This is a genomic window from Micromonospora sp., assembly GCF_048594385.1.
GTDB lineage: Bacteria > Actinomycetota > Actinomycetes > Mycobacteriales > Micromonosporaceae > Micromonospora > Micromonospora wenchangensis.
Window position 1 is genome coordinate 1 of record NZ_JBMDWU010000283.1, and the last position, 9,628, is coordinate 9,628.

General features: G+C 74.9%; 9 protein-coding genes. 3 read left to right on the forward strand and 6 right to left on the reverse strand.

Annotated elements, in window-relative coordinates:
* The first annotated feature begins 147 nt into the window (after window positions 1-147).
* The 3 genes from ACOJTC_RS15360 to ACOJTC_RS15370 all read left to right on the forward strand — a co-directional run bounded on the left by ACOJTC_RS15360 (window position 148) and on the right by ACOJTC_RS15370 (window position 3,637).
* A complete protein-coding gene (locus tag ACOJTC_RS15360) occupies window positions 148-1,158 on the forward strand; it encodes an amidohydrolase family protein (protein WP_420117390.1) in 1,011 nt (336 codons plus the stop codon).
* 9 nt (window positions 1,159-1,167) lie between these two features.
* Entirely contained in the window at window positions 1,168-2,619 is a 1,452-nt protein-coding gene (locus tag ACOJTC_RS15365; protein ID WP_420117391.1) for an argininosuccinate lyase, read from the forward strand.
* Window positions 2,620-2,722: 103 nt separating this feature from the next.
* Entirely contained in the window at window positions 2,723-3,637 is a 915-nt protein-coding gene (locus ACOJTC_RS15370) for an ROK family protein (protein ID WP_420117394.1), read from the forward strand.
* A gap of 90 nt (window positions 3,638-3,727) precedes the next feature.
* Here ACOJTC_RS15370 and ACOJTC_RS15375 read toward each other — a convergent pair whose 3' ends face one another.
* The 6 genes from ACOJTC_RS15375 to ACOJTC_RS15400 form a co-directional block, all read right to left on the reverse strand.
* Window positions 3,728-4,354 (reverse strand): lipoprotein, encoded by a 627-nt coding sequence (locus ACOJTC_RS15375; protein WP_420117392.1) that lies wholly within the window; start codon window positions 4,352-4,354, stop codon window positions 3,728-3,730.
* Between the two features lie 161 nt (window positions 4,355-4,515).
* Window positions 4,516-5,742 carry a beta-ketoacyl-ACP synthase II gene (gene fabF, locus ACOJTC_RS15380; protein WP_204926395.1) on the reverse strand — a complete coding sequence of 409 codons (1,227 nt, stop codon included), beginning with the start codon at window positions 5,740-5,742 and terminating at the stop codon, window positions 4,516-4,518.
* A gap of 1 nt (window position 5,743) precedes the next feature.
* Entirely contained in the window at window positions 5,744-5,983 is a 240-nt protein-coding gene (locus ACOJTC_RS15385; protein WP_067313076.1) for an acyl carrier protein, read from the reverse strand.
* Between the two features lie 76 nt (window positions 5,984-6,059).
* Complete coding sequence (locus ACOJTC_RS15390; RefSeq protein ID WP_204926396.1) at window positions 6,060-7,004, reverse strand: beta-ketoacyl-ACP synthase III; 945 nt, start codon at window positions 7,002-7,004, stop codon at window positions 6,060-6,062.
* Entirely contained in the window at window positions 7,001-8,170 is a 1,170-nt protein-coding gene (locus ACOJTC_RS15395; protein ID WP_420117393.1) for an acyltransferase domain-containing protein, read from the reverse strand. The genes ACOJTC_RS15390 and ACOJTC_RS15395 overlap by 4 nt, the downstream gene beginning before the upstream one ends.
* 135 nt (window positions 8,171-8,305) lie before the next feature.
* Window positions 8,306-9,541: a PucR family transcriptional regulator gene (locus tag ACOJTC_RS15400; RefSeq protein WP_420117395.1), complete on the reverse strand. Its 1,236-nt coding sequence runs from the start codon at window positions 9,539-9,541 to the stop codon at window positions 8,306-8,308.
* Window positions 9,542-9,628: the final 87 nt, after the last annotated feature.

Below are 9,628 nucleotides of genomic sequence, written 5' to 3' on the forward strand. Positions count from 1 at the left end.
GCGGCTGCGGGAGGTCGTCGCGGCCTGGGTGGCCGCCCCGCCGCCCGCCCCGCCCACCGCCGACCCGCTGCCCGACCCGGCGGCCGACAGCCCGGCCCCGACGGCCGGTGACCCGACGGCGGCGGCCGGGGCGACCGGGGGAGACCGATGAGCGTGGACCGGGGACTCGACATCGTCGACTTCCACCTGCACTTCCGCATCGCCACAGACGAGACGATCCACGCCTGCGAGGACGCCGCGGGGATGCACCCGGGCGGGGAACACGAGCGGGCCGTGCGGGCCGCCGGCTCCGCCCCGTACGCGAAGGCGTGGCGGCAGGCGTGGAGCTTCCCCGACCCGGAACCACCCGCCCCACGCTGGCAGGACGAGGCCGACCGGTGGGCCGACGAACTACGCGCGGTGCGGGTCCGCCGGGCCGTCTTCGTCACCGGCGGCGGCAACGACACCGTCGCCGACGTGGTCGACCGGCACCCGGACCTGCTGCTCGGCTTCGCCCACCACGACCCGTACGCGCCGGGGGCCGCCGCCGAGCTGGAGCGCGCGGTGACCGAACGGGGCCTGCGCGGGTTGAAGCTGTTCGCCCCGCTGCTGCGCGGCCCGCTGGACCACGCCGACCTGGACCCGCTGTGGTCCACCGCCCAGCGCCTCGGCGTGCCGGTGCTGATCCACATCGGCCACTACGGCAGCGCCGGTGGCCTGTCCTTCGGCCGGTACGGCGGCCCCGACGAGCTGGCCCGGATGGCCCGCCGCTTCCCCGAGCTGGCCGTGGTGGTGCCGCACTTCGGCGTCCAGCACGTGCAGGATCTGCTCTTCGCCGCCTGGGGCTGCCCCAACATCCACGTCGACACGTCCGGCTCCAACCAGTGGGTGCGCTGGATGCCGTACAGGCTGACGCTGGAGGACCTGTTCCGCCGCTGCTACGAGACGATCGGCCCGCAGCGCATCGTGTACGGCAGCGACTCGTCGTGGTTCCCGCGCGGCTACGTCACCCGCTACCTCGACGACCAGCTGCGGGTCTGCCGTGAGCTGGGGATGCCCGACGACCACCTCCGCGCGATCTTCGCCGGTAACGCCGAACGGCTGCTGGGCCTGACCGACCGACCAGCCGAGAACCCGGGACCCGGCCCCCACGCCGCGCCCCGGCCCGGAAGGAAGTAAGGAACCGCCATGAGCGAGCTGACCACCTACCAGCGGCACCACCTGGCCCCGACCTACGAGCACCACGTCGGCCACCTGTACCCGGCGATGGTGCGCGCCAGCCAGGCGCACGTGGTGATGCTGACCGAGCAGGGCCTCATCCCGGCCGAGCGGGGGGCCCGGCTGCTGCGCGGGCTGGCCACGCTGCGCGCCGACGGCAGCCCCGCCCCGGCGTTCGACGGCAGCTTCGAGGACACCTACTACCTGCTGGAGAAGACCCTCGCGCAGGCGTGCGGCCTGCCCGCGTCCGAACTGGACGTGCAGATGGCCCGCAGCCGCAACGACCTGGACGCCGGGGTGTTCCGGATGCTCCTGCGCGACCAGCTGCTCGGGGTGCTGGAGAGGGTGCTGGCCACCGGAACGACCGCGCTGGACGTCGCCGACCGGTACGCCGACGTGGTGATCACCGGTTACACCCACCGTCGGCCCGCCCAGCCCACCACCATCGGGCACGCGCTGGCCGGTTACGCCGAGGCGCTGGCCGGTGAGGCCGTCGCGTACGCCGACGTGATCGACCAGCTCAACGTCTCGCCGCTGGGCTCCTGCGCGTTCGCCGGCACCGACCTGGACATCGCCCCGGCCCGGGTGGCCGAGCTGCTCGGCTTCGACGGCCTGGTCACCAACTCCTACGAGGCGGTGGCCGGGGCCGACCACCTGGTCCGGGTGGGCACCCTCAACGCGCAGGCCCTGGCCACCGGCGCCCGGCTCGCCCGAACCCTGATGGACTGGCTGACCTGGCAGTGGGTGGCCACCCCCGGCGACTTCACCCAGGGCAGCAGCATCATGCCGCAGAAGCGCAACCCGGTGGTGCTGGAGCACCTGGTGTCGATGGCCGGCGCGAGCGCCGCCGACGCCGCGTCGGTGCTCAACAACGTCGGGGCGGCCTGGTGGGAGGACTCCAACAACGCCACCACCGACGTGCAGGTCCGGCTCTGGGACAGCAACGACCGGGCGGAACGGTTCTTCGCCCTGGTCGGCGGCTTCCTCGCCGAGCTGGAGCCGCTGCACCCGCCGACCCGGGAGGAGATCGTCGCGTCCGGGGCCACCACCACCGCGGCGGCCGACGCGCTGACCCGGCACGGGGTGCCGTTCCGGGCCGCCCACTCGGTCGTCGGCCGGCTGGTGCGCGCGGGCGCGCCGGACAGCTGGACCGCCGAGGGGGTCCGGACCGCCGCCGTCGGCCTGGCCGACGGGCTCACCGACGACGCCGTGGCCGATCTGATCGCCGCCGCCGTCGACCCCGAGCTGGTGCTCGCCCGGGCGCAGGTGGACGGGCCGGGTGCCGCCGCCGTCCGTGCCCAGGTCGGCACCCTGCGGGGCGCGTTCGACGGCGTCGCCGACCGGCTCGCCGCGACCCGGGACCGGCTGGCCCGCGCCGACGAGGCGCTGGACACGGTCGCCGCCGAGGTGGCCGGCCGGTGAGCGCGTCGATCCGACGATCCGGTTCCGGTCCGGCCCGGCTGCCCGGCGGGGCACCGCCACGACCGCGGTCGACGGTGGTGACCGGGCGGTGGACCAGGTGAGCATGCGACTGGCCGGCCGGGCCGTCGCCGGCACCCGCACCGACGAACTGCTGCTGGGCATCGACTTCGGCGGAACGAAGTGGGCCGTGGGGGGGGCCGCCGGCACCGGCCGGTTGCTGGCCCACCGGCGGATCGCCACGCACGCCGAGCGGGGTGCCCCGCAGGCGTTGGACCGGGCGCTGGAACTGGCGGCCACGCTGGTCGCCGAGGTCGGTGGGCCGCTGGTGGCGGCCGGGGTGGCCTCGCCCGGGGTGGTCCGCCCCGACGGCATCGACCTGGCCCCGAACGTACCCGGCTGGGAGCGGTTGCGCCTGGCCGACGCCGTCTCCGACGCCCTCGGGGTGACCCGGGTGGCGGTGGACAACGACCTGAACGCCGCCGCCCTGGCCGAGCTGCGGCTCGGTGCGCTGCGCGACGCCGACCCCGGTCTGGTGGTGGGGATCGGCACCGGCGTGGCGGCGGCGGTCACCGTCGGCGGCCGGGTCCTCGCCGGGCACCGGGGCGCGGCCGGCGAGATCGGGTACGCGGTGGCCGGCGGCCCGTGGCCCGGCACCATGCTGGAGCTGGACTTCTCCGGCCGGGCGCTGGACCGGTTGGCCGACGAGCTGGGGGTGGCCGGGCACGCGGCCGGGCTGGCCGCTGCGGCCGAGCTGCCCGGTGCGGCCCGTGACGCGCTCACCGCCCGGGTCGACGAGCTGGCCCGGCACCTGGTCACCTGCTGCCTGCTGCTCGATCCGCAGCGGGTGGTGCTGGTGGGCGGGGTGGCCGGCAGCGCGCTGATCCGGGGACTGCTGGTCGACCGGCTGGCCGAGGTGCTCCCGCACCGTCCCGACGTGGTGCTGTCCCGGTTCGCCGACGACGCGGCGCTGCTGGGCGCGGTCACCCTCGCCCGGGAAGCGGTGCCGGCCCCCCGCTGACCTGACGATCCGTGCGTCCGGGCCGTGAGGGGCGGACCGGTCGAACCGGGTGTCCGGCCCGCGAAGGGGGCGGGCCGGACACCCGGTGCGTCACTCCGGCAGGTTGGCGCTCGACTTCGCCAGCTGGTACGCCGGCAGCATCGCCTCGAACTCCTCGGTGTCCAGGCCGCCGAGGGTGATCATCAACTTGCCGTACAGGGTGGACACCAGGATCGCCCGCTTACGCTCGCCGTCCTCGGTCCAGGTGGCCTCGAAGGCGTCCAGCGGGCCGGCCTTGGTCCGCCGGTACTGCTGCTCCTTCGGACCGTCGAACTCGGCGAGGTACTTGTCCACCGTGTCCTGCGGGTTCAGTGGCGTGCCCCCGGTGATCTGCCAGACCCGCAGGAAGCCGATGTTCCCGGCCGGCTTCGCGTCGATCTCGCACAGCGGCACCGCCGGGCCGAGTTTGAAGTCGGCCCCGCCCTTCACCGCCTTGGCCTTCCACTTCGCCGGCACCGAGAAGGTCATCGACAGCGTGCAGGCGCTGCCCTTCGGGCCGATCGTGGTGGCGGCGGCGGCCGGGGCGACGGCGTCGTACCACGGCGGGCCGGCGACGACGGGCGAGGCGGTGGGGCTGGCCGGCGGGGCGGGCGTCGTCGCCGGTTCCGGGGTGGCCCGGGCGCAGCCGGTGGCGAGGGTGAGGGTGAGGGCGGCCAGTGCGGTCGTACGTCGGATCATCGTCGTTTTCCCCGTGAAGAGTTCCCGCCGTCGATCACGGCGGCCGACGGATGCTAGCTGACGGCGCGGGGCCGTGCTGCCCCCCGACCGGCGGCCGGCGGGCCGCCCGGACGCACACCGGCCCCGCACCGTCGCGGTGCCGGGCCGGTGTGCCGGTGCCGTCAGGGGCGGGTGAAGACCAGGGCGACGTTGTGACCGCCGAAGCCGAACGAGTTGTTCAACGCGGCGGGCACGTCCAGGTGGCGGACCTTGTTCGCGGCCACGTCCATGTCGAGACCGTCGTCCGGGTCGTCCAGGTTGATCGTCGGCGGGATGACGCCGTCGCGGATGGTCAGGATGGTGGCGATCGACTCCAACGCACCGGCCGCGCCGAGCAGGTGCCCGGTCATCGACTTGGTGGCGGTCAGCACCGGGTGGTCGCCGAGCGCCCGGTGCAGCGCCTTGATCTCGGCGAGGTCACCCACCGGGGTCGAGGTGGCGTGCGCGTTGACGTGCACGATGTCGGCCTTGGCCACGTCGGCGTCGGCGATCGCCTTGGCGATGGCCCGGATCGCGCCGGCCCCCTCCGGGTGCGGCTGCACGATGTCGTACCCGTCGGAGGTGATGCCGGCGCCGGCGAGTCGGGCGTAGACGTGCGCACCCCGGGCGGCGGCGTGGTCGGCCCGCTCCAGCACCAGGATGCCGGCGCCCTCGCCGAGGACGAAGCCGTCGCGGCCCTTGTCCCACGGGCGGGAGGCCTGCTCCGGTTCGTCGTTGCGGGTCGACATGGCCCGCATGGAGCTGAACCCGGCGATCGGCAGCGGGTGGATGACCGCCTCGGTGCCGCCGGCCACCACCACGTCGGCCCGCCCGGACCGGATCATGTCCAGGCCGAGTGCGATCGCCTCCGCACCGGTCGCGCAGGCGCTCGCCACCGAGTGCACCCCGGCCTGCGCGCCCAGCTCCAGCCCCACCCAGGCGGCGGGACCGTTGGGCATCAGCATCGGGATGGTGTGCGGGGAGACCCGGCGCGGGCCGGACGCCTCCAGGATGTCGTCCTGGGCGAGCAGGGTCAGTGCGCCACCGATGCCGGAGCCGACGCTGGCGCCCAACCGCTCCGGGTCCAGCCCGGAGTCGGCGAGCCCCGAGTCCGCCCAGGCCTGCTGGGCCGCGATCAGCGCGATCGCCTCGGAACGGTCCAGTCGGCGCAGCTTGACCCGGTCCAGCACCTCGCTCGGTTCGACCGCGAGCTGGGCGGCGATCCGGACCGGGAGCTGGCCGGCCCACTCCTGGGTGAGCGGACCCACCCCGGAGTGGCCGGCGAGCATGGCGTCCCAGGTCGACGCGACGTCCCCGCCCAGCGGGGTGGTCGCGCCGAGCCCGGTGACGACGACGTCGACGTGACTCATCTCAGGACTGCGCCTCGATGAAGCTGACGGCGTCCCCGACGGTCTTCAGGTTCTGCACCTCGTTGTCCGGGATCTTGACGCCGAACTTCTCCTCGGCGGCGACCACGACCTCCACCATGGAGAGCGAGTCGACGTCGAGGTCGTCGGTGAAGGACTTCCCCTCGGCCACGTCGTCCGGGTTCACCCCGGCAACCTCTTCGAGGATCTCGGCGAGGCCGGAGGTGATCTCGTCACGGGTCATTACGGTGGGTTCCTCTCATCGGGGTTGGTTCTCCGCCGGATGGCGGCGCGCCGCGGTCGCCGACCGCGTCGGGTCTTCAGGGGCAGCGGACGACCTGACCGGCGTAGGTCAGCCCGCCGCCGAAGCCGAACAGCAGCACCGGCGCGCCCGAGGGCACCTCCCGGCGCTCGACCAGCTTGGACAGGGCCAGCGGCACGCTCGCCGCCGAGGTGTTGCCGGACTCGACGATGTCCTTGGCGATGATCGCCTGCGGGATGTTCAGCCGCTTGGCGATGCCGTCGATGATCCGCGAGTTGGCCTGGTGCGGCACGAACGCGGCCAGCTCGGACGGGTCGACACCGGCCTTCTCGCACGCCTGCAGCGCCAGCGGGGCCAGTGCGGTGGTGGCCCAGCGGAACACCGACTGCCCCTCCTGCGCGATGTACGGCCGCCAGCCCTCGATGCGTACCGCGTCGCTCTTGTCCGGCGCGGAGCCCCACACCACCGGACCGATCCCGGTCGGCTCGTCGCCGGTGGTGGCAGTGACCACCGCCGCGCCCGCGCCGTCGGCGAAGATGATGCAGGTCGAACGGTCGGTCCAGTCGGTGAAGTCGGAGAGCTTCTCGGCGCCGATGACCAGCGCGTTGCGGGACGCGCCGGCCCGGATGGCGTGGTCGACGGTGCCCAGCGCGTAGGCGAAGCCGGAGCAGGCGGTGTTCAGGTCGAACGCGCCCGGGGCGGTGATGCCCAGCTTGGCGGCGACCCGGCAGGCCACGTTCGGGCTGCGGTCGATCGAGGTGCAGGTGGCCACGACGACCAGGTCGATGTCGGCGGCGGTGAGGCCCGAGTTGGCAAGCGCCTTGTCGGCGGCGGCGGTGGCCATGTCGGCGACCGTCTCGCCGTCGGCGATGCGCCGGCTGGCGATGCCGACCCGGTCCCTGATCCACTCGTCGTTGGTGTCGACGAACTGGGCGATGTCGTTGTTGGTCACCACCCGCGAGGGTTGGTAGTGCCCGAGGGCGACGATCCGACTGCCGCTCATGCCTGGCCTCCGATGCGGGCGATGGGTCGGCCCGGCGCGACCGGGTCGGCGGGGTGGGCGAGCCACTCGGTGAGCGGGCCGCTGTCGTGGGCGGTGACCTCGACCGGCCCCTGCCGGGTGGTCACCTGGCCGAGCACCTGGCCGGCGCTCAGTTCGGCGCCCTCCGCGAGGCCCTCGGCGGGGGTGAAGGTGCCGACGGCGGGGGCGACGACCACCCGGGCGCGGGGGGTCGGCCGGTGACCGGGCGGGCCGCTGTGCCGGGCGATGAGGTCGCGGGCGGCGGGCAGGTCGGCGGGGGTGTTCAGGGTGACGATCTCCGGCACGCCGGTGGCCTTGAGTTCCCGCTTGACCAGCCCGGCGAGGGTGCCGGCCGGGGGGAGTTCGAGCACGCCGGTGACCCCCAGCCCGACGAGCGTCCGCATGCACAGGTCCCAGCGCACCGGGGCGGTGACCTGCCGGACCAGCCGGTGCACCAGCTCCCGGCCGTGTGCCACCGCGGCGCCGTCGAGGTCGGAGAGCAGGAGCCGGGCCGGGGTGGACGGGGTGATCCCGGCGGCGACGGCGGCCAGCGCCTGCTCGGCGGGGCCCATGTACGGGGTGTGGAACGCCCCGGCGACCTGGAGCCGGACGATCCGGGCCTTGGCCGGCGGTTCGGCGGCCAGCTTGTCCAGGGCGTCGAGTGTGCCGGCGGCGACCACCTGACCGCCACCGTTGCGGTTGGCCGGGTGTAGCCCGTGGGTCTCCAGCGCGGCGAGCACCTCGTCCGGGTCGCCGCCGAGCACGGCGGCCATCCCGGTGGGGGCGAGGGCGCAGGCGGCGGCCATCTCCCGGCCGCGTACCCCGGCGAGGGTGACCGCCGTCTCGGCGGAGAACACCCCGGCGAGCGCGGCGGCGGCCAGCTCGCCGACGCTGTGCCCGGCGACCAGGTTCACGTCGTGCAGGGGGAGCTGCTCGGCCGCGAGCAGGGCCGAGGCCACCAGCAGCGGCTGGGTGCGGGCGGTGTCCCTGATCTCGTCGGCGTCCGCCTCGGTGCCGAGCCGGACCAGGTCGACCCCGGCCGGCACCGACCACCAGCGCAGCCGCGACTCGACGCCGCGCAGGGCGAGCCACGGTGTCAGGAAGCCGGGCTTCTGGGAACCCTGGCCGGGAGAGAGGACGGCGAGCACGTCTATGACTCTTCCCGATACCCCGGGGTAAGCGCTGTGCGGGCTGACACCAAACCGCACTAGAACTCTTGGAGGGTTCCTACAAACATCGGCCGTGATCGTCGCCTAGCGGCCCTGCTCACCGGTCACCCGGTGTCATTTCTGGCTCGGGCCGGGCGCGCCCGCCGGGACGATCGGGTCCAGCCGGCCGACAGTCAGCGCCACCTGGAGCGCGAACGCGTCCCGGGGGGTCAGCGGGGAGAACCCGGTCACCTCGGCGATCCGACGCAGTCGGTAACGCACCGTGTTGGGATGGACGAACAGGGCGCGGGCGGCGCTCTCCAGCGTCCCACCGGCGGCGAAGAAGGCGTCCAACGTCTCCAGCAGCTCCCCGCCCGCGCGGACCAGGGCGGCGTACACGTCGTGGCGCAGCCGGCGGCGGGCCTCGGCGTCACCGGCGAGGGCCCGCTCGGGCAGCAGGTCGGCCGCCGGCACCGGCCGGGGCGCGGTCGGCCAGGCCGGCGCCGCCCGGTAGCCGGCCAGCGCCGCCCGCGCCGAGTCCGTCGCCTCGTCCAGACTGGGTACGGCGGGGCCGACCACCACCGGACCGTCGCCGAACCCGGGGAGCAGCTTCTCGGTGGCCGCCATCGGGTCGGCCGCGCCGCCGAGCACGATGACCAGCCGGTCGCCGTGCACGCCCCCGATCACCTCCACCCCGATCCGGCGGGCGTACCGGTAGACGGTGTGCAGCACGGCGGACACCTCGCCGCCGGGGGAGCGGCCCACCGCCACCGCCACCGGTGGGGCGTCCGCCCAGCCCAGCGCGGCGGCCCGGCTGGCCAGCACGTCGGGGGAGTCCCCGCGTAGCAGGGCGTCGACCAGCAGCGCCTGCAGCCGGGCGTCCCAGGAGCCCCGGGACTCGGCGGCGCGGGCGTACACCCGGGCGGCGGCGAAGGCGATCTCCCGGGAGAACCGCAGCACCGCCTCGCGGAGCTGCTGCTCCTCACCGGGCGCGGCCAGGTGCGACACCTGCTCCTCGACCACGTCGATGGTCACCTTGATCAGCGCCACCGTCTGCTGGAGGCTGATCGACCGGGCCAGGGCCAGCGGCGCGGTGGCGAAGACCTCGTCGGACACCTCCTGGGTGCTGTCGGTGGTGCCACCGCCGGAACCCAGCCACTCGACCAGCGACCGGGCCCCGGCCTGCGCCACCAGCATCACCCAGGAGCGCTGCTCGGCCGGCAGCTCACGGAACCAGGGCAGGCTCTCGTCCATCCGGACCACGCTGGCCGTGGCCAGCGCCCCCGCCGCCCGTTCGATCCGGCGCAGGGTGGCCGTCAGTTCCCTCCCGTCCGGTTCGCTCACGGCTCCAGCGTGACATGCCCTGAGCAGGGGCTCGACGTCGGCTCCCCGCGGGCCCCCCGGGGGGGGGCCCCCGGGGGCCGGGCGGCCGGGGGGGGGGGGGCCGGGAGGTGGGGG